Annotated in this window: 21 protein-coding genes and 1 other RNA gene; 5 read left to right on the top strand and 17 right to left on the bottom strand. The window is 44.6% G+C overall.

Annotated elements, in window-relative coordinates:
* Nucleotides 1–201: 201 nt before the first annotated feature.
* The 3 genes from P8F77_RS00430 (at nt 202) to P8F77_RS00420 (ending at nt 1,347) form a co-directional block, all read left to right on the top strand.
* A complete protein-coding gene (locus P8F77_RS00430; protein WP_148460145.1) occupies nt 202–483 on the top strand; it encodes a CD3324 family protein in 282 nt (93 codons plus the stop codon).
* A 13-nt stretch (nt 484–496) separates the two neighbouring features.
* A complete protein-coding gene (locus tag P8F77_RS00425; protein ID WP_287519305.1) occupies nt 497–754 on the top strand; it encodes a DUF1062 domain-containing protein in 258 nt (85 codons plus the stop codon).
* 140 nt (nt 755–894) lie between these two features.
* Complete coding sequence (locus tag P8F77_RS00420) at nt 895–1,347, top strand: PD-(D/E)XK nuclease family transposase (RefSeq protein ID WP_347256223.1); 453 nt, start codon at nt 895–897, stop codon at nt 1,345–1,347.
* Nucleotides 1,348–1,415: 68 nt separating this feature from the next.
* Here P8F77_RS00420 and P8F77_RS00415 read toward each other — a convergent pair whose 3' ends face one another.
* From P8F77_RS00415 to tadA, 12 genes are all read right to left on the bottom strand, one after another.
* Entirely contained in the window at nt 1,416–1,808 is a 393-nt protein-coding gene (locus P8F77_RS00415) for a hypothetical protein (protein WP_024728987.1), read from the bottom strand.
* Nucleotides 1,809–1,874: 66 nt separating this feature from the next.
* Nucleotides 1,875–2,534 carry a GTP pyrophosphokinase family protein gene (locus P8F77_RS00410; RefSeq protein WP_148460148.1) on the bottom strand — a complete coding sequence of 220 codons (660 nt, stop codon included), beginning with the start codon at nt 2,532–2,534 and terminating at the stop codon, nt 1,875–1,877.
* Nucleotides 2,535–2,658: 124 nt separating this feature from the next.
* Entirely contained in the window at nt 2,659–3,321 is a 663-nt protein-coding gene (locus P8F77_RS00405) for an SDR family oxidoreductase (RefSeq protein WP_347256222.1), read from the bottom strand.
* An 86-nt stretch (nt 3,322–3,407) separates the two neighbouring features.
* Nucleotides 3,408–4,436, bottom strand: a complete 1,029-nt coding sequence (locus tag P8F77_RS00400) for a glycerol-3-phosphate dehydrogenase (protein WP_024728990.1) — start codon at nt 4,434–4,436, stop codon at nt 3,408–3,410.
* A 146-nt stretch (nt 4,437–4,582) separates the two neighbouring features.
* Nucleotides 4,583–5,617 (bottom strand): alcohol dehydrogenase catalytic domain-containing protein, encoded by a 1,035-nt coding sequence (locus P8F77_RS00395; RefSeq protein ID WP_287519301.1) that lies wholly within the window; start codon nt 5,615–5,617, stop codon nt 4,583–4,585.
* Between the two features lie 19 nt (nt 5,618–5,636).
* Nucleotides 5,637–6,284 carry a class II aldolase/adducin family protein gene (locus P8F77_RS00390; RefSeq protein WP_024728992.1) on the bottom strand — a complete coding sequence of 216 codons (648 nt, stop codon included), beginning with the start codon at nt 6,282–6,284 and terminating at the stop codon, nt 5,637–5,639.
* 22 nt (nt 6,285–6,306) lie between these two features.
* Nucleotides 6,307–7,566, bottom strand: coding sequence for a PTS transporter subunit IIC (locus P8F77_RS00385; protein ID WP_024728993.1), 1,260 nt, complete (start codon nt 7,564–7,566; stop codon nt 6,307–6,309).
* 24 nt (nt 7,567–7,590) lie between these two features.
* Nucleotides 7,591–7,896 carry an MtlR transcriptional regulator gene (locus P8F77_RS00380; RefSeq protein WP_024728994.1) on the bottom strand — a complete coding sequence of 102 codons (306 nt, stop codon included), beginning with the start codon at nt 7,894–7,896 and terminating at the stop codon, nt 7,591–7,593.
* Nucleotides 7,893–8,366: a PTS sugar transporter subunit IIA gene (locus tag P8F77_RS00375; protein WP_024728995.1), complete on the bottom strand. Its 474-nt coding sequence runs from the start codon at nt 8,364–8,366 to the stop codon at nt 7,893–7,895. The genes P8F77_RS00380 and P8F77_RS00375 overlap by 4 nt, the downstream gene beginning before the upstream one ends.
* Nucleotides 8,367–8,561: 195 nt before the next feature.
* Nucleotides 8,562–10,601 carry a PTS sugar transporter subunit IIA gene (locus P8F77_RS00370; RefSeq protein WP_287519297.1) on the bottom strand — a complete coding sequence of 680 codons (2,040 nt, stop codon included), beginning with the start codon at nt 10,599–10,601 and terminating at the stop codon, nt 8,562–8,564.
* Between the two features lie 285 nt (nt 10,602–10,886).
* An RNA gene (gene ffs, locus P8F77_RS00365) (signal recognition particle sRNA large type) lies at nt 10,887–11,148 on the bottom strand.
* Nucleotides 11,149–11,515: 367 nt separating this feature from the next.
* Nucleotides 11,516–11,974: a tRNA adenosine(34) deaminase TadA gene (gene tadA, locus P8F77_RS00360; RefSeq protein ID WP_024728997.1), complete on the bottom strand. Its 459-nt coding sequence runs from the start codon at nt 11,972–11,974 to the stop codon at nt 11,516–11,518.
* 66 nt (nt 11,975–12,040) lie between these two features.
* On the opposite strand from tadA, the gene P8F77_RS00355 reads away from it, so the two are divergent.
* The gene (locus P8F77_RS00355; protein WP_287519294.1) at nt 12,041–13,318 is read left to right on the top strand and encodes a DUF6128 domain-containing protein; all 1,278 of its coding nucleotides are present in this window, start codon (nt 12,041–12,043) and stop codon (nt 13,316–13,318) included.
* Here the strand turns inward: P8F77_RS00355 and rsmA are convergent.
* Both rsmA and P8F77_RS00345 read right to left on the bottom strand, forming a co-directional pair.
* Entirely contained in the window at nt 13,315–14,175 is an 861-nt protein-coding gene (rsmA, locus tag P8F77_RS00350) for a 16S rRNA (adenine(1518)-N(6)/adenine(1519)-N(6))-dimethyltransferase RsmA (RefSeq protein WP_287519292.1), read from the bottom strand. The genes P8F77_RS00355 and rsmA overlap by 4 nt on opposite strands.
* Nucleotides 14,176–14,949 carry a TatD family hydrolase gene (locus tag P8F77_RS00345; RefSeq protein WP_148460211.1) on the bottom strand — a complete coding sequence of 258 codons (774 nt, stop codon included), beginning with the start codon at nt 14,947–14,949 and terminating at the stop codon, nt 14,176–14,178. It abuts the gene before it with no gap.
* A 172-nt stretch (nt 14,950–15,121) separates the two neighbouring features.
* On the opposite strand from P8F77_RS00345, the gene P8F77_RS00340 reads away from it, so the two are divergent.
* Nucleotides 15,122–16,516, top strand: coding sequence for a glutamate synthase-related protein (locus P8F77_RS00340; RefSeq protein WP_148460212.1), 1,395 nt, complete (start codon nt 15,122–15,124; stop codon nt 16,514–16,516).
* Nucleotides 16,517–16,587: 71 nt separating this feature from the next.
* Here the strand turns inward: P8F77_RS00340 and P8F77_RS00335 are convergent, their stop codons facing one another.
* From P8F77_RS00335 to P8F77_RS00325, 3 genes are read right to left on the bottom strand one after another with little or no spacing between them, the layout of a single operon-like run.
* Complete coding sequence (locus tag P8F77_RS00335) at nt 16,588–17,136, bottom strand: isochorismatase family cysteine hydrolase (protein WP_024729002.1); 549 nt, start codon at nt 17,134–17,136, stop codon at nt 16,588–16,590.
* Between the two features lie 8 nt (nt 17,137–17,144).
* Nucleotides 17,145–17,591 (bottom strand): GatB/YqeY domain-containing protein, encoded by a 447-nt coding sequence (locus tag P8F77_RS00330; protein ID WP_287519288.1) that lies wholly within the window; start codon nt 17,589–17,591, stop codon nt 17,145–17,147.
* A gap of 31 nt (nt 17,592–17,622) precedes the next feature.
* On the bottom strand, nt 17,623–18,225 hold the full coding sequence (locus P8F77_RS00325; RefSeq protein ID WP_287519286.1) for a hypothetical protein: 603 nt from the start codon (nt 18,223–18,225) through the stop codon (nt 17,623–17,625).
* Between the last annotated feature and the right edge of the window lie 71 nt (nt 18,226–18,296).

Here is an 18,296-nt window from a genome sequence, read left to right as displayed (position 1 = left end):
AGACTATTATTTTTTACAAAAAATGATATAATAACTAGTAATAAAAGAGAAGGTAAATTCATATGCTTGATCCCATTGTTTTTGCTGCATAGCAGGGAGCTATTTGCAGCCATGCTGAATAACAGCATGATTTATAACGTTAAAATCTCAACAAATAGCCCTTGCTGTTCCAAATCAATTTTTTTATTTTAGGAGAGCAGTATGAGCTATAAGAAAGCGAAACATATACTTCCCCTTGAACTTCTTGAAGAAATCCAAAAATATGTAGAAGGGGAGAGCATTTATATACCAAGAAGATCGGACAGAAAAAAGCCCCGTGGGAGTTCTGTTGCATCTTTAAAGTATTTTCAAAAACGCAATGCACAAATATTCAGTGAGTATCTTGCGGGAGAGAGCCAGGATTTACTGTCTGAAAAATATTTTCTGTCTCTGAAAAGCATCCAAAGAATCATCCGGCAGGAGAAAATGATACATAACATGTAAAGGTGAGCCGATATTGAGACGAAACGGCTGCAGAATCGGTCCATACGATTACAAGATATCCGGATGTGCTGCATTTGACGGACCCGTAAGACTGCATATAAGAAGCAATTATGCATCAGATGTAAAAGTATCGGTAATACTGCGTGAAAAGCTGCAGTTATCCAGAAAAGAATTTGAAAACATGCTTTCAGGCGGCCGAATACAAAGCGAATCGGGAAAAGATTTAACAAAGTGCAGACTAAAGAAAGAGATCTTTTTAGTTATCTCATAAAAATATTCACTGAAAGCCTCGGAATACATAATTTGACATTTTAGTGAGTATATTGTAAAATACTAGGTGATATTGAAAAAACTTTCCATATATGATAAACTAGCAGACACAGTCTATACAGCGATCAGTGGGAAATTCATGTGATAGAGTTACAAAAACTAAATTCTTCACAGGTAAAAAAAGAGCATAAAAAGTTATATCAATGGGCATGTTTTATTTGCGCAGAGGGAGAGGAGGAACGTGCCATGATAGAAAAAGATCCTTATATTGAAGAAGCCATCAGGGAACTCGAATTGCTGGAACGCGATCCTGAACGTATGGACGAATATTTGTTCCGCCAAAAAAACCTTTCAGATTACGTAACCCAGATGGAGTACAGCAGAGAAGAAGGTTTAAAAGAAGGGGAATATACAAAAATAATTGAGCAAATACAAAAAAAGATGCAGCGAGGAAAAACTGAGGCAGAGATAGCCGATGCCTTAGAGGAAGATCCTCAGACTATCGCCTCCATTTGCCGTCTGATCAGACTCTATCCTTCTTCCTCAAAGGAAGAAATCTATAAAGTATGGCAAAACAAACCCGGCACCATCTGACAAAAGATGCCGCAAAACAACTGTACTCCAGCTGTTTTGCGGCATCTCTGTCTCCATAAAATATATTTTTAGTCTGAAAACATCCTGCATTTTCTCCTGTAACGGCATCTGCGGTGATAGAGTTCTCCTCCCAGCAGTGTGCAGACCATCTGATAAAGAAGGCGGTCCTTTTTTATGCAGTCTTCCTTTTCCATTTCCTTTATCTTGTCATAGATATGATCGGCAAGTACAAGAACCCCTGTACGGTCCAGATACTCGTCAAACATCATACTTCCCTTGTACTCCAACTGGTCGCATGCATCCTCAATGTACTCAAGTACTTTTCCTGCAACCGGTCCATACATCCTCGTAATGTACTGATAATCGTCCTCATCCTGCTCATCCATCATCACCATCGGCTTTCTGGAAAGAGACTCCATATCGAATGTCGGCAGATCACCTAAACCTTCACGATCCATCATTTTCGCTGCTCCTTTTCTCTACTGATAATATACTATGAGAAAGGAGCAAAAAAAGGAACAAAATTTTTAAAGTTCTCTTCTCATATCCTCCTGTTTCAGGCTGTGGATCTCTTCATTGATCGCCAGCATCTTACTGTCCAGATAACTGATCATCTCCGCACATTCCCGAAGTTCTGACCGGATATATTCCGGAGCATGTCCGTCATACTTGTAATAAATCTTGTGTTCCAGAGACGCCCAAAAGTCCATGGCAACCGTGCGGATCTGTATCTCTACTCTTGTTGGTACGACTGTATCCGAGAGAAAGATCGGAACTTTCACGATCATATGGTAACTCCTGTACCCGCTGGGTTTTGGGTTGACCATATAATCTTTGATTTTTACTACTTCAATATCGTCCTGATTGGAAATCATGTCTACGATGCGGTAAATATCCGGGGTGAAGGAGCAGATAACTCTGATCCCTGCCACGTCGTCAATATATCTCTCAATGTTTTCTACCGTAATATCCTGCCCCTTTTTCATGAGCTTCCGGACAATACTCTCTTCACTTTTCATCCGGGATTCGATATGTTCGATTGGATTATATTTGTGCACAAATTTAAATTCGTCATTTAATATCTCAAGCTTTGTTCCGATCTCTTTAAGCGCTGACTGATATAACAGCTGCATTTTCCGGTATTCTAAAAAAATATCCTTTACATCAGGTAATTCAATCTTTGCCATAGAATTCACACCTCTTTCTGAATTGTATCGTGACTGGCTCTCCTATGCCTGCCAGTTCTAAAGAATATTTTATCATGAGTACAGAGAGCTTTCAAACTTATCAATGTGAAATCTTTATGACATTTCAGCACATCAGCATTCCGCCTGTGGCATCAAAAGTAATTCCGGTAAAATAGGAAGCCCTCTCTGACACAAGGAAGACAGCCGCATTTGCCACTTCCCCTGGATCTGCAATTCTTCCTATGGGTATCTTTTTGTTCTGTTCTTCTTCGTCTTTTTTATCCTTAAAAGATTTCATGAGCATGTCTGTCTTCATGTATCCCGGAGCAATGGCATTTACAGTAATTCCGTATTCTGCAGTTTCCCTGGCAAGAGATTTGGTAAGCCCGATCAGACCGGCTTTCGATGATGCATAATGGGAATGATTTCTTTTTGATCCCATGATGCCCGCTTTGGAAACCACATTTAAAATACTTCCCTTTTTTCCTGCCTCCGTGAGATGGCAAATCAGCTTTTGAGAAAGCAGAAACGGCACTGTCAGATTCATCTCCAGAACTCTGCGGAAGTCTTCTTCCGGCATTTTGGCAGCCATGGAAGTTGTCCAGGCGGCCGCATTATTCACGAGGATATCTGCGCCTCCAAACTGTTCACAAGCAGCCAAAAACAGTCCGTTCCTGTCGGATTCCTCCATCATATCTCCCTGAAACCCAAAGACCTTTCCGGAACACTCCCGGTTCATTTGGCGGATCAGTGCCTCCGCCTCGTCCTTTCCTGACCGGTAATTCATGACCACATTGGCGCCTTCCTTATAACTGCCGATATCTCCGGAACGCTTTCATGCCGTCCCGGAGATATAGAATCTGAACTTATTTCTTATTCATTTACTCTGAACTTCTTCCAAGGTATATCGAGCATTGATCCGTGCTGCAAAACATCATCAATATGTAAAATCAGAGGGAAATCTTCTTTTTTCATCTGATTTTTCTCAGAAAGAATTCTAACAGCTTTCGCCGCCCGTCGGGCGATGACCACTGATTCTAAAGTCACACCTTTGAGTTCTTCCATAGCCTGTTCATATGGCATACCTGCCCCTAGCCTTTTTCCGATTTCCTTTGAACGGCCGCCCATGACAGTCACATACAAGTCGCCGATTCCGTGAATGGAGTTTTCAACATTTCCTCCCATGTACTGGACAAATTTCATGATCTCATAAGAGCTCTGTCCAAACAGTGCAGACTGAGTGTTGCACATATATTTCTGCTGTTTTTCTTCCAGACCGATGCCAAGACTGACTCCAAGAGCATATGCATTTTTAAGGGCAACCGCAATTTCCAGCCCGGCTGCATCCTGTGTCAGATCAATGTGATAATACGGCCTCTCTAAAAGCCTCTTAAAGAACTCAAGGACTTCCATGTTCTTTCCACAGAATGCGACTCTTGTATCGTCATGGTCTGCCAGCTCATAGCACCTGCAGGGCCCTCCGATGGCACAGAATTCATGGCTTTTTCCATTCTCTGCTTTTGATTCAAACAGTTCGGGAAATGTCTGGATCGTCCCGTCGTCATATACCTTAACACCCTTGGTCACTGCGATCACCGGTATTTTATCCGGTATCTTTGCCAGGGCATTTTCAATAAACCAATCCACCCCAAAGCTGCTGACTCCCAGTATCACTGCATCACAGCCAGAAAGCGCAGCATCCAGTTCTTCAATCTGAAATGCCTTTACGCCCTCGGGCAGCGTTCTTTTGAGTGTGGGATGGTAACGGTTTTCCTTTACCGAATCAATAATCTCCCTGTCCAGCGGCGTGCCTGTAAGACGCATCTCATTTCCATTTTCCACAGCAGGAAAGGAAAGGCTTGACGCCATCACTCCTGCTCCAATCACCGTAATCGTACTCATAAGACCCTCCATTTCAAACAACATTCATACAATAACTATTGTACCTTATCGCGCAAAGCGCGCCAAGCCCGAAGGGCATAAATTACGGTGTGCCCTGTGGGTATACCTTATCGCGCAAAGCGCGCCAAGCCTGAAGGACGTTTATTTTAAGGGATAATTGCGTATTTGATGCCTTCCTGCCTGCCGATGCTCTCCAGTGCATCAATTGCTTTTTCTAAAGGATAATGCCCTGTGATGAACAGACTGCCGTCGATCTGTCCGTTGGACAGCAGTTTCAGAGCCAGCTGTACATGGTACGGCGTGTGATGATAAACGGCCTTCAGTGTGATCTCCTCATAGTGTAACTTCTGGCAGTCCAGGGTAATGCTTGTGCCTGCTTTGGTGCCCCCGAATGCAAGAACCGTTCCTCCCGGCCTCACCATATTTACGGCATTTTCCCAGACTTCCGGGAATCCTGTTGCTTCTACGACCACATCGGCCCCTTTTCCGCCGCACAAATCTCTCACTTGTTTTATATGTTCTTCCCCGGAGGCATTGACAGTTTTCCATACCCCGAATTTCTCAGACTGCTCCAGGCGGTAATCCGACAAATCTACGGCTATGACTCTGCATCCTTTCAGGCTTAACAGCTTCATAAACATGAGTCCGATGGGTCCTGCCCCGATGACTGCGACGGTGTCTCCCACCTTGGCCGGTATCCGATCGCTTCCGTGGACCGCACATGCCAGAGGTTCCAGAAGTGCCGCCTGTTCAAACGGCAGATGTTCAGGCACATGATAAAAATTATATTTCAGAATGTGAGACGGCACGGCTACATACTCAGAATACGCGCCGTTCAGATACTGCAGATTTTCACAAAGGCTGTATCTCTTATTTTTACAATGCTCACACTCGAAGCACGGGGCGGTATTGGCTCCCACGATTCGGTCCCCTACCTTAAATTTTGTAACGTCCTTTCCTGCCTCCACAACTACTCCGGAAAACTCATGGCCGAATGTGGAAGGTACAGAAGTGATAATGGTCGGATGTCCTCTCCTGTATGTTTTCAGGTCTGTGCCGCAGGTCAATGCTGCTTTTACCTGAACCAATACCTCATCGTCTTTAATCTGTGGAATATCCGTCTCCTCAAACCTTACATCTCCCGGTGCATAAAACATCTGTGCTTTCATTTTCCCCTGCATGTTTCCATCCTCCTAATTCTTATTTCTGTCCATAGTTTTGATCTGTGTCTTCTTTTAGAAATTTACACATCTGGTCTTCCAGCGTATTTACATTCCCCATCTGATAAGCCAGATACGCCACCTTTGCACTTTCCTCAAGTACAATTGCATCATTATATGCCTTGTCAATTGTCTCGTCGATACAAATTGCTCCGTGATTTCCCATCAGCACTGCTTTGTCATCCCCAATCGCCTCTGAAGTCACTTCTGCCAATTCGTCACTTCCAGGCGGTACAAAAGCGGCACAGCGGATATTTCCGCCTACCAGACCTGCCGCTTCCGAGGTGATGCACGGCATCCCTCCGTCTACACAGGCCCATGCCGTACAGTAGGTGGAATGGGTGTGGACGACGCCGAACACATCCGGCCGCCTCCGGTACATGGCTGTGTGAAGCGGCATTTCAATTGACGGCCGGCGTTCCCCGTCTACGATCTGGTTATCGGCAGTCACAACCACAATATCTGAAGGATGAAGAGTCTCATAGGGCATTCCGCTTGGCGTAATGCACACATATCCTGTCTCCGGATCTCTCAGGCTGAAATTACCGAATGTGAGAGGAATCAGCTTCTCCTGTTGTATTTTCAATGCAATTTCGATAACCTTGGTTCTTTCTTTTTCTAATAGCATATAGCCTCCTTATGTGAAAATTTTAAAACAGCATCTGAAAAAATTCTGCAATCTTATATATGATGTACGGTACTAAATGGGCTCCTGTATCCAGGGAAGAAATCGCCTTTGCCCCTGCCGGAAACGTAAAGTCTGTTGACTGTGCGATCAACGTGGCTGTTCCCGCTAAGTTGGTAGCAATATATAAAATTGCAATCATCATCAGCGTTCCTGTGATCAGTGAGCGGAACAGGTTTCCTTTGGACGCCACGACCGGCCAGATCATAAAGAATGGCAGTGTCGCAAGATCCACCAGCGGCAGCACTCTGTTTCCCGGAAGGATTACTGCCAGCAAAAGAGTGACCGGAATCATGATCAGTGCAGCCGAGATAACCATAGGAGATCCTGTTGCGATGGCTGCATCCATTCCGATGTTGACTTCCTTTCCCGGAAACTTCTTTGCCAGGAATTTCTTCGCGTCTTCACTCAGCGGCATAAGCCCTTCCATGAGAATCCTTACCATTCTCGGCAGAATGAACATAACCGCAGCCATATTGACTCCGAGGGTAACGATCTTGTTAGGCTCGTATCCCGCCAAAGCTCCAAGGCCTGCTCCAAGGATCAGTCCTAAAACCATCGGCTCGCCGATGATTCCAAATCTCTTCTGGATCGTTTCCCCATCGAAGTGAATCTTATTGATCCCTGGTATTTTGTCATAAACCTTATCCATTAAAATGCATATAGGCGCCCAGCTCACGGTCTCTGTGTGGGGCAGAGAAACTCCTGGAAGGCCGAAATATTCCTGCACCCTTGGTGCTGAGTAATCTGCCAGCTTCATAATGATGATAAAGGTGATGCCTGATGCTATAACTCCCGCAATCATACTTCCTGTCAAAAACTGTACCAGCGCCCCGGTTAAAATGAAGTGCCAATAATTCCAAATATCAATGTTCAGTGTCTTTGTGGTGTTGGCAGCAAGCATAATAATATTTAAGACAAAACAGACGAGGAACACAAATGGAACGATCTGTGTGCCGAAGGCGATGGACGCGCTGACCGGCCATCCTACGTCAATAACCGATAAATTCATTCCAAACCTCTGTGTCATTGCCTGCGCGGCAGGGCTTACGAAGTCTCCCATCAGTCCAATCACGAGATTAATTCCGATAAATCCGATGCCTATGGTCATACCTGACCGGAATGCCTTGGAAAATTTCTGACCCAGGACCAGTCCGAGAATGGTTATGATCAGCGGCATGACCACAGATGAACCTAAATCCAAGATGTACTGTAAAACACTCATAGCTTTCCTCCCTTTCTTTTTCCTTTACTCCAATGATTTCAAATAGTCTGCTATTTCATCAGCTTTCTCTTCTGCTCCAAACCCGGTGATAAATTCCAGCGTTCGGTAGGTTTTATACTCTTTTAACTCAGTTACCGGTATCTCCGCAGTGTGGATGATCACATCCGGATTAAAAATCTCAGCTCTCCCGACTACTTCCAGCGCTTTACATTCCGAGATCTCCACTGAGGGAATCCCCCTTTCTGCCAGCAGCCGTTTGCACGTCTCAGATGCCACCGTTGATGTTGCGATTCCCGTCCCGCATGCTGATAAAATTCTGTAAGTCCTCATAATGAATCCTCCTTATTTTTGATGATTTGAATGATTTCCTCCGGATTCCCGGCGTTTACAAGCGTTCTCAAAATCTCTGCATCCTGTATTAAAAGAATGGCTCTCTGAAGCACTTCCAAATGCTGTTTTCCCGCGATTGCCAGCATCATGACAAACTTCACCGGGACTTTCACATTTTCTTTCGGATTGGTTCCCATGTGAAAAAATGATACCGGCTCTTTCAGCACCCCAATGGCGATTCCAGTTGTTTCTACATAACACGGATCTGTGTGCGGAATTGCCACACCGATATTTCCTGCTAAGACTCCCGTAGGATAAACCTTTTCCCTCTCGCTTAACGCCTTCACATAGCTTTCTTTACAGTAGCCCTCTGAAACTAACACACCTCCTAACTGTTCAAATATCTCCTGTTCATTTTCTGCCCTCAAATCTGTCTGTACCAATGTGTCTTTTAAGTTTTCCCAGATCATGGTTCCCTCCGATCTCAAGTGTATTTGTCTGTCTTTTTGTTAAGTTCATTATAGGCCTCAGAAGATACCCTATAAAGGACAAGAGAAGTCATTGAAACGAGCACTAAATTGTACTAATAAAGATATATAAGCTTGGCATATGTTTGTTTATTGGCAAAAAAAGAACAGAACCATCAAAAGGTTCTGCTCCTTACCTTATCTGCAGTATTCATCTTCCAGCCTCCGGATTGTCTCAAGCATGCCCTCCGGAGATTCCTGAGCCTCAATCCGGCTTTTTGTCTCTTCCTGGGAAAACAGACGCACCAGGTTATAAATAGCACAGTTAATGCTGTTGGAGTTTAAGATACTCAAGCCTACAATATAACTGACCGGATCATTTTCACTGTTCCCAAATATCACGGGTTCTTTAAGGCTCACCAGACTGGCTGCCTCTCTGACCGCCCCTTTTTCCTGCTCTGCGTGAGGGGCTGCGATGCCGGAATAAATCACCACATAGGAACCGTTTACCTTAATATTTTCGACCATAGCTTCTATATACTCATAGGTGACGGCCCCGGATTCATAGAGAAGCCTGCCTGCTTCTCTGACCCCTTCCTCCCAGCTTTGCGCTTCCTGCTTCAGTGCGATCCTGTCTGCCGAGAGCATAGCTCCAAGAGAATTCCTCTCGGTCTTTTCTTCTATTTTGAGAAATTTTCCTGTCTCTGCCGTCTGGTCTCCGGACCAGTTCTCCCTTAACTTTGTTGCCTTTCTCCGAATTCTGTAAATATCTTCCTGTTCCAGCAGAGGACTGACCATGAGGATGTTTTGTATCTCCCCTTCGGGAAATGTGACTGTGGAGATCACCAGCTGATCGTTTATGTTTCCCATATCTTTCAGTTCATGTGAGGATCTCACCTCCGTGATCTCAAGTACATCCTCCAGCTGTTTTAGTTTTGCGAGCATGAGCTGGACGGTTCCCCTTCCCATCGCGCATACGAGGACTGCGGGCACTTTCTGTTCCCTCATCCGCTCCAGTTTGTCCCACTCCAGCATAGATGCAAAATACATGACGAGAAAGGAAACTTCATCTCTGGGAACTTTCACCCCAAGATAATCCTCCAATGGTTTCAGACATTCTTCCACCGTACAGAACACTTCGGGATATCCCTTTTCGATTTCTCCCCGAAACGGATTTTCCAGGACCTCTCCCGAAGACATCCGATAGATAGAAGATTTCATATGATCCACCAGCAAATCGTAAAGTGCAAAATCCAGATAAAAATTAATCCGAAACCTGCTGATAATACGGTAAATGACCTCCCCGATCAGCACAGGGATCACCAGCTGTTCTACATTGTTCGTTCCGCTTTTCAGATAGCTTTTTCTTCTGAGGCAGAATACAAAATTTTCTGCTTCCGCTGCCGGTATATCCAGTGAAAATTCTTCTCCCAGCCGGTCCAGTACAGTCCTGCTCAGCGGATATTTTGAGCTCTGGGATGCATTTCCCCAGTCCGGCTGTCTTTCCTTTTCTATTGTTTTTCCTTTTTTTACCCTTTCAACCAGGATCAGCAGTTCATAGACTGCCACCGAAAAAGAGAAGTCGGAAAGAAAGCAGTCATACCTCAATTCTTCTTCCCTTAAAACCTTTTGTATGGTTTCATACCGTCCCTGATATTGAATTTCTTTCAGGAGAAGATGTCCGAACACGTGGAAAGCACCCATTGCACCATATTTTTCTTCATCCAGATTCAGCTCAAGGAGCTTCAGCATACCGGAACGTATGTCTCCTTCCGAAGCTTCTACAATATACCCTTTTTGCACCTGGGAAACAAGTTTCATATTATTTTTCAAAAACCAGTCCTTCAGATCATTCAGGTCACTGATCACTGTGTTTCTGCTCGTACTGATGTACTCTGAAATCCAGGCTGCCGTCACATACTTCTCATGCTTCAAAAGAAGCATAGCAAGTATTGTCTTTCGTTCATTTTTGGACAGGCGATATGTATAAAAATCATTTTTCATAATAAACTTTTGGATCTGTTCCAAAAGTCCTTCTTCCCTGCCCTCAAACCTTAAAATTCCCTCTCCGTTTATACTTACCGGAGGCAGTCCGTTTTCATTTAATTCGTCATTCAGCTCTCTGATCTTTTTGCGCACAATCCGTTCAGAAATCTGATACTTTTCCGAAATTTCCGTCAGCTGCAGTCTGCCCCCTGCCAAAAGTTGATTTAATATTTGATTGCTTCTTTTGTCCAAATGGATTCCCTCTTTTCAATCTAAATATTTGATGAACCTTTATCTTATCATATATATTATAGGAAATCGAAGTCTATGCATATAGCACAAATACTGGAAGATTTACCTGCTGCCGATTGTTCTATGCATAACGGGGCGTTTCTAAAAAAAGTGGATTCCCTAACACAACCCGCGGAGCGTTTTTATTTCATAGGGAAGGTCGTAGAACTTTCCTACGAAATAAAAAACGATTCTAAAGCTATGCCTTAAAATCGGTTTCTAAATACAAATATTCTATTTTAAAATCCGTGCGGCCTGCGTTGAACTCTCTCCACAGACGTTACCTTCACAGTTAACTCAGCCCAGGCACCCTTACGGCACATGAAAGGTTCTACTTAGTGCTGCTTCGTTCCCGACCTGACACGGTTCATAGATTCTCATTGCGTAAGACCCAAACATCAACGCCACTTATGAAGGGCAGCTCCACAGAGAAAAGCCCGAAACAGGCCATCACCTCTGCTTTAGCGGATTGCAGATACAGGGCACCGCTGCCTCCCCGGCTGCACGGAAGCTTTTTGACGTATTAAAATTATATTATGTGTGCAAATTTGATTATACTAAATATTCTTCACATTCGTCAACTTTTATTTTATTTTCTATTGTATTTTTCCCTTTCAGTACTATAATTGATAGGATAAAGGAAGGTGAGACTATGAATTATCCAATGCAGGACGGCACTGCAAAGCTGCTTACAACTGAAGAATATTTTAAAATGTACTCGGATCTGTGCCCTTATCAGCCATTCCTTGACACAGTCAGGAGTCATGGCATCAACAGCTGTAAGGCCGCTGTTTTTTCCTCTTTCCCTGATTATCAGGTGGTACGGAATGAATTTCAGAAATATGCCGGGACTTCATTATCCTTATCGGCAATACTTATCCCTTCTTTCTCAGCTGACGGAAAAAATCACTCATCATCCGGCTGCATTCTTCTCCGAGGACTCCCGATTCAATCTCCGCCTGATGGTTGAATTCCTCCCTTTGAAGGATATTCAGGACAGAGCCTGCACATCCCGCTTTAGGATTCATTGCCCCGATAACGACCTTTGGTATTCTCGCCTGGACTATAGCCCCCGCGCACATCTGGCACGGCTCCAGAGTGATATACATCGTACATTCTTCAAGCCGCCAGTCTCCTGTCTTTTTGCTGGCTTTCTCAATCGCTAATAACTCGGCATGGGCCAGAGTTGTTTTTCTCTTATTTCTTTGATTGTAAGCCCTGGCTATGATCTTTCCGTCCGATACTATGACACAGCCGATGGGCACGTCCCCTATAGCCGCCGCTTTCTTTGCCTGCTTTATGGCTTCTTTCATAAATTTTTCATTTTCATTCATTCTGTCTTCCTCCGGTCATATTTTTTAATCCCTCCTCATAGAATAAATCAAAAAGAGAGTATCACATTGGCTGAATATCAACGAATCGTTTCATATCTATACGAATACAGCAATGGCATGAAAGGCGAAAATGTAGGATTCGCCAAAATTGAGAAGCGTCAAAAACAGCTTCGCTTATACTTCCATGTCAAAACAAATGACGAGGCCTTAACGTACAAAATCTATTTTTACAGGTTCCGTCACGGAACCATGGAAGGCATCTTATTAGATTCCTTCCAGCGCAATGACACCATCATTGAGTTTAAGAATACTTACCCTCTGGTTGTAGATCTGGACCAGGTGGACGGCTTTTTGATCTATCACTCCAACAGCCATTTTTTTGGATCAGAGTGGGATGACAAACCGATCACTATACGAAATTTCCTGCCGACAGAAGACATGGCAGAGAAGCCGGAGGCTGTCCAGGCAGAAGAAAACATAGAGCCTGAGGCTCCTGTTCTGGAAACCCAGGAACCGCCGGAACCTGCTCAGGGAGAAAGTCTTCCCGGCCCCACTCCAGCGGTTACAGAACCGTCAGAACCTGCCCCGGAAGAAAGTATACCTGAGTCCGGCCCTGTACAGAATCCTGCTCCATCAGACAAAGAAGTTCCAGAGGAAGATGAAGAAGAACCGCCGTCCAGCGCTCCTGAGCCTCCTCCGATAGAAGATCCTTTTGATGAACTTCCGCAGGAAATTCCGATTCCTGCCGGGACCCCTGAAACGGAATCCACGGTGCCCGAACCGGCGCCCGAACCGGCAGGTCAGCCTCCCCGTGTCTATGTAGAACCGAAAGTTCCGGAAACTGAACCTGTGAGCGCAGAATCATTGAATGAAGAGGAACCGTCAAAAGAAGAAACTGCCGGACAGCAGGAAGAACGTACTGCTGATCCTGATTCAAAACTGGCAGAATATATTGAAGCCCTTCAACTAGAAAAGAAAGCCAAAGAACAGGGAATGCCGAACACACCCAGTCTCTTTGACTGGAAGGAGTATCCCACCTTGCCCTTACCTCCTTCTTATATGCTGGATCCTAGCATCAAAATCAAAGTAGATGACCTTCAGAATATTCCTCATGTGCCGGAAAATATGAAGACCAACGGATTCCTTTTGCTGAACTACGGAAATTACGGACATCTGATGTTATGTCAGCACAGACAGACAAACAGGATCTATCTGGGCGTTCCAGGCGTTTTTGACAATGAAAAAAATTTCATCGCAAAACTTTTTGGATTCAGAGATTTCTTAACCGTGCCGGAATCCTGCCAAAAGACAGGAAACTTCGGCTACTGGATTCTGGCTCTCTAGCCCTCCAGCAGGTCACTGAGCCTTGCAAACTGTTCAAGGCTCAGTGCCTCACCACGAATCGTCGGAGAAAGTTCCATTTCCCCAAGAGCTTCCACCACCTGTTCCTTAGAAAAATGAAGTGCGCTGCTGTTGTTAATTCCGTTCTGCAGTGTTTTTCTTCTCTGGTTAAAAGAAGCCCTGATAATGGAAAACATCAGCTTTTCATTTTTTACCTTTATCGGCATATCTTTATATCTTGTCAGGCGGATGACTGCGGAGCCCACTTTGGGCCGGGGCATAAAGCAGTTGGGCGGCACATTGGCTACGATATATGGTTCGGCATAAAACTGGACAGCCAGTGACAGCGCACCGTAATCTTTCGTGCCCGGCACTGCCTGCATCCTCTGTGCCACTTCCTTCTGTACCATGACCGTAAGGCTGTCCATAGGAACATTCTTTTCAAACAGTCCCATGATGATCGGCGTTGTTATATAGTACGGCAGATTTGCCACGACTTTGATCGGTCTTCCCTGATTTTTCTCCTCTGCGATCTTCCCGATGTCTACCTTCAGAATATCTTCATTCAAGACTTCCACATTGTCATATCCGGCCAGAGTTTCTTTGAGGATCGGGATCAGATTGTGATCGATCTCCACAGCCATGACCTCCTTGGCATGTTCTGAGAGATACTGGGTCATCGTGCCGATACCCGGTCCTATCTCCAGCACAAAATCGTCCTTGGTTATGTGTGCTGCGTCTATGATTTTCTGAAGCACATGACTGTCAATCAGGAAATTCTGTCCGAACTTCTTCTGAAAATCAAAGTTATATTTTTGAATGATCTCTATTGTTTTTTTTGGGCTGCTTAACTTCTCCATCTAAACCTCTTTCATCCGGTACATCATTCTGGCATTCTGATCTGTGACCTCAATAACTTCTTTCGTGCCGATCCCTTTGAGCACGGCAATCTGTTCCGCCACATAGGGCAGGTTTAATGAGGAATTTCTCTTTCCCCGGTTCGGTTCCGGTGCAAGATAAGGGCTGTCCGTCTCCAGCAAAATTCTGTCCAGCGGCACATAGGAGACAACCTCTTTTAATGTTTTGCTGTTCTTAAATGTCACAACTCCTCCAATTCCAAGATAAAATCCCATATCTAAAAACTTCTTTGCCATTTCTTTGGGGTAAGAAAAGCAGTGGACCACTCCCCCAATCTCTTCTGCGTGGGCTGCCCGCATCATATCCTCCGTATCTTTCGCGGCATCCCGGCTGTGGATTACCATCGGAAGCTTCGTTTCCCTGGCAAGCTCCATCTGTGCCTCAAACCATTTTCTCTGTACAGGACGTTCGGGTTCGTCCCAGTAATAATCCAGTCCAATCTCCCCAATGGCAAGAATTTTGGGATTTGACGCATATCCTTTAAGCTCGTCCAGATCCTCTGTCTTCATCTCACCGGTTTCCGACGGATGAACCCCCACCGCGCCATAAAGAAACGGATACTTTTCTGCGGCTTTTACCGTCCACCTTGATGTTTCCATATTAGAACCAACGTTTACGATCGTACCAATTCCATTCTTCTCCATAGAATCCAGCAGTTCTTCGCGGTCTTTGTCAAACTGCTCATCGTCGTAATGAGCATGAGTTTCAAAAATCATATTCTTTCCTCCAAAAATTGTTTTGACTCTGATACAATTTCTCATTCATATGGTATAATAAGAATAATTTTTATTTCATTGCAAGGCTGTATCTGTGAGCAAAAAATCTTTTGACCCCAAATTTATAACATAAGACAACATTTTTTATTATAACACGAATCGGAGGTTTTTTATGAGTATTTTTAAATGCAGTATCTGCGGCTACGTCTACGACGAAGAAGCCGAATCAATTCCCTTTACTTTGCTGGGAGCTGACTATACATGTCCGGTCTGCAAGGCATCAAAAGATAAATTTGAGCCCACGGAAGTCAAAAGAACTCCTGCTCCCGCAAAGGACAATCCCCTGGCTTACCCCGATGCCTTTGCAAAGTCCGGTTCAAATGAATTTCCTCAGATGGATGCCATACATCAGATGGCTCTTACGGGTTCGTCTGTAGTTGATGCCATGGGCACCTTAAAGCCCATTATATCCTGGGATGATATTTTGATTATGGGCGCCCAGCTGAACCCGGCACCATTAAATGCGGGCGATCCTGTAGACACCAAAACAGTTATCGGTAAGAAGGCTAAAAAGCCAATGGAACTATATCACCCCATCTATGTATCCCATATGTCTTTCGGAGCCTTGTCCAAAGAGTTAAAAACCGCACTTGCCAAGGGCAGCGCTATGTCCAAGACCGCCATGTGCAGCGGCGAAGGAGGAATCCTTCCCGAAGAACGTCAGGCAGCCTACAAGTACATATTTGAATATGTTCCGAACCTGTACAGTGTCACGGAAGAAAACCTCCGCAGCGCAGACGCCATAGAGATTAAGATCGGACAGGGAACCAAGCCCGGCATGGGCGGGCACCTGCCCGGAGACAAAGTTACCCCGGAGATTGCAAAGATCAGAAATAAGCCTTTAGGCCAGGACGTGATCAGCCCCTCCAAATTTCCGAATCTTAATTCCAAAGAGGATTTAAAAACAATGGTGGAATGGCTGAAAGATGTCTCCGGAGGAAGGCCTGTGGGCGTAAAGATCGCAGCCGGGCATATAGAACAGGACCTTGAATGGATCGCATATGCCGATGCCGACTTTGTCACCATAGACGGGCGGGGCGGGGCCACAGGTGCCAGTCCCCGGACATTAAAAGACAACACTTCCATCCCTACGATCTTTGCGCTGTCCAGGGCCAGAAAATATCTGGACCGCCATCACCTTTCCATGGATCTGGTCATCACCGGAGGACTCAGGCTTCCGGGGGATTTTACAAAAGCACTCGCCATGGGTGCAGATGCCGTAGCGATCGCTTCTGCTGCTCTTGTAGCCGCTGCCTGCCAACAGTACCGGATCTGCAATACAGGACAATGTCCGGTCGGTGTTGCCACCCAGGATAAAGAATTGAGAAAACGCCTTCATGTTGACCATTCGGCCAAACGTCTCTGTAATTATCTGAATGTGTGCAGGTCTGAGCTGGAAATGTTCGGACGCGTTACCGGTCATGCAAATATCCATGATCTGAGTGTTTCAGATCTCAGGACAACCAACAGGGAGATATCAGAGTATACGGACATTGAACATGTATAAGTTTTTAACATTTTCTTAGATAAAAATGTATACCCACAGGGAACACCGTTCTTCCTGTGGGTATAATTTATTTAAATCTCTTTCTGAGTCTGTATGTCCACCTGACACATCTTCATTGCATTCAGGGCATTGTCATGGCTTTCTTTTGTCACTCCTGCGCAAAGGTCCGCGTGGACGATCAATTTTGCTTCCGGAAGGGCTGCCTTTACCATGAGTGCATTGGAGATCACACAGATATCGGTGCACAGGCCGATGAATTGGATTTCTGCGTCCTTTCCCTCATATCTCTGTTTCAGCAGTTCGCACAGTTCAATGGAACCAAACGTATCTTTCCGACAGAAGTCCATCACTTCTGCCTCTGTCTCAGAGATGGCATCCATGATATCAGGATGCAGTGCCCATCCTTCTTCTCCCAGGATGCAATGGGGAACGGGCAGATTTTTACCTTCCTGTGTGCTGAGATAATCTTTGGAGTGGGTATCTAATGTTCCGTATATACTGCCTTTAAACTCTCTTATCTTCTCTGCTGCTGCCTCAACGATCTCCCTGGCCTCTTTGGTCCCCAGGGCGCCGTCTATGAAGTCATTCTGCATATCAACGACCACTAAAATATGTTCCATACAGTCTCCTATCCAATCCTTGCAGCCACAAGCTGATTGACCAGTTTGCCATCGGCTTTTCCCTTCACTTTCGGCATAAGGCTTTTCATGATCTTACCCTTGTCTTTTGCACCTGGAGCCTCGATCCCGAGTTCTGTGAGCACCACATCAATCTCAGCATTGATCTGTTCCTCACTCATCTCTTCGGGAGCAAATTCTTTAATGACCGCAAGGCGTATATTACATTCCTCAATAATGTCTGTGCGCTCTGCCGGACAGGATTCCAGAGTTTCTTTCGTCTGCTTCATCTCTTTTGCAATAATTGTATTTTCTTCCGCCTCCGTGAGGTCTTCTCTTTTATCAATCTGTGCATTTTTTAATGCGCTTAACAGCATGGACAAAGCTTCTTTTCTTGCTTTATCCTTATTTTTCATGGCTGCTACCATTTCTTTTCTGATTTCTTCAATCTTGCTCATAATGTCCTCCTGATTTTTTGTTTTTATTCTATCATATAATCCAGGAGAAATCACTTCCTTCTATCGTTTCTTCCTCTGTACAGATAAGCCAACAGTCTCCGTACCTTCGCATTTCCTTGTATGGTTTCTCAAGTTTCGGAAATTCTTTGCTTAAAAATGCATGTACATACAGCGGTTCTTTTTCTTTTTTTTCAACGACCGTGTCTGCCGTTATATAAACGGTTCCCGTATCCAGTTTATTGCCCTTACGTCCCATAACCTTCATCTGTTCATATACATCGATACCCTCTGTCATAAACAAAAACAGTTTGAGTGGATGGACCCAGATACAGGTGTCGGATTCCACAACCATGTCACAGGGAATATTTCTTCCCTCTATATAATCCCTCAGTCTGTGCAGATCTTTGATCTCTTCTTTTGTTTCTCCTTTAATGATTCCCATTCCTCCGAGCTCCGTCATGTCCGCGATGCTTTTCTCTTCCATTATCATCACAGATTTGCCCTGCTCTTTTTGAAAATGAGCCTCCACTGCATTCTGAAGGGATGCCTCCAGATACAATATATCGACTTGCTTATCTGTTTTCAAAATCGGGTAATATGGAAACTCTATTTTTTCCTGCCATAAGGAATGCATCAAACCACCTCTTTTTTTATAGCATATGTATTTTGGCTTATTCTATACAAAAAAATGGAAGCACTGAACCA

Source organism: Anaerostipes sp. PC18 (assembly GCF_039789045.1).
GTDB lineage: Bacteria > Bacillota > Clostridia > Lachnospirales > Lachnospiraceae > Anaerostipes > Anaerostipes hominis.
Note: the sequence above shows the minus strand (reverse complement) of the source record. Positions and strands in the feature narration are given on the sequence as shown.